General features: G+C 38.1%; 1 protein-coding gene and 1 pseudogene. Both read right to left on the bottom strand.

The window, feature by feature from the left end; translation table 11 throughout:
• Positions 1-1,305: pseudogene (locus A9G45_RS00125) on the bottom strand (hypothetical protein); the annotation flags it as partial.
• Positions 1,306-1,316: 11 nt separating this feature from the next.
• On the bottom strand, positions 1,317-1,861 hold a 545-nt coding region (locus A9G45_RS00120; RefSeq protein WP_141673549.1), incomplete at its 5' end, for a DUF2345 domain-containing protein.

Genomic DNA, 1,861 nt, shown 5'->3' with positions numbered 1-1,861 from the left:
AAAGGGTTTCTCTAATACCACTACTTCGTTGTATTTTTTTCCTCTGACTATATTTTCAAGGCAATCATACCAAACTTTTTTCTTTTCTGCCGGTAACGGTAGTGTGGGCTTTCCATCTCTAACCACTTCCGTTAACTCAACATAATTTTTCGTTTTTTTCTCTCCTGATATTTTAACTTGTGTGCCCTCTGGTAGCATTGAGTAAAGTTTTTTATCGTTTTTATCCTTAAAGTCATTCCAGACTCTTAGACCTTTAGATTTAACTAAATTAGCGTTAAATTCTTTTTTTTCTTTCGCCAATGTTATATCCGTTTCACTACTCAATATTTCAAATTCTGATGTTGTTACTGCTTTGCCAGTATACACCCAACCTAAAATATCGACTTCTGTTCCTGTTTTATCACATTTGTATTTTATAGGTTTTAATTCAGGAATTGAAAAATACCCTTCGACAAAATTCGAAACAGCATACCATTCATATTTTTCATCATGCAAATCTAGATTTAAATTGACTTTTGTGCCTTTTTGTAACACGGCGCGTATATTTTTATTATTTGAATTATCGGGTTTTTCTCGAATATTTAACCCAGCTACGTAATCTAAGTCCTTATGCCCTACGCGAACACGATAAATATCCTGCTCCCAAAATGCGGGAGTTGGCTCTTTAGGATTTTTATCGTAATAGTTTGTATCAGCTAAATGCATATACAAACTATAAAAATAAAGACGGTGTCCCGGCTGTTTTTCTTTTGCTGGCTCTGTCGTGTTGGGTGTTGTCTCTGACGTTGTTGCCGCTTCAGATGAAGAGGATGTGTCGGTCGCTGTCTCTGTATTTGTCTGAGGGGGGGTAGCTGTTGTCGTCTCGGTACTATTACTTGGTGATTGTGCCTGATTAGTATCTGCCGTTGTTCCTTCTGTATTAGTGTTATCCTCGGTTGTATCGCTTTCTGATACTGGCGTTTCTTCTACACGCTCCATTTCAAGTAAGTGCCTAACCAGAACAAAACCCGTTGAGAAAAAAACAACTTCATCGCCTTTATCTATTTTTTGATAACGGTCATTAACCCGATAAGCGATAATCTCACCATCAGCAATACAATGCACTCTACGCTCTTTTTCATTCCCCAATTTTTTAAGAGCATTTAAATCAAAATGAACGCCACAGTGCATAAGCTTGTTTACACTGACAGGATAAAACCCCGTTGATGCCGACATTAATGCTTCGTAATAAGTATTGGCACTTAATTTTTCTTTTCCATTTACAATAACGGGATATTTCCATTTTTTTACTGCTGATAATGTCATTTTTTAGTTCCTTAACCTGAAAAATTAACATGGCCACTCTCTATTAATCGCCTAAGCGCGACATCAACATCACTTTTTGAGAATTTAAGTTTATTATCATCTATACGTGCCGGCCCCATCTTTTGCATCACATTACATTTAAGATACACATTATCTTGCGTGCCCAGTTCAATGCCGGCACTGCTGATTTTGATATAAGAGCCACCACAGATTAGGGTCAGCGCTTTAGTAGCTGTTATCTGTGTTTCACCATCAACACTGTCTATTTTTATATCTTGCTTAGCCGCCATATTGAGGTTGGCATTTTGGGCTTGTACCTCAATATCGCCTTGGTTAGCAAACAGTTTCATGCCTGATTTATGGGCAAATAACCCTATTGCGTCGCCAGATGATACGGTGATGTTTTTTAATGCGGTGATATCGGTTTGGTTTTCACTGGTTAGGGTTAAGCTATTACCTGTTGTCAGTTGGATGTTTTCTGGGCTGGTTAAGGCAATGCCTTCTTGCGCATAGGCCAGTAGGCCACTTTGGGTTAGCTCACTTAAGTTGGCTTTAA

The organism is Gilliamella sp. HK2, assembly GCF_001690265.1.
GTDB classification, from domain to species: domain Bacteria; phylum Pseudomonadota; class Gammaproteobacteria; order Enterobacterales; family Orbaceae; genus Gilliamella; species Gilliamella apicola_C.
Note: the sequence above shows the minus strand (reverse complement) of the source record. Positions and strands in the feature narration are given on the sequence as shown.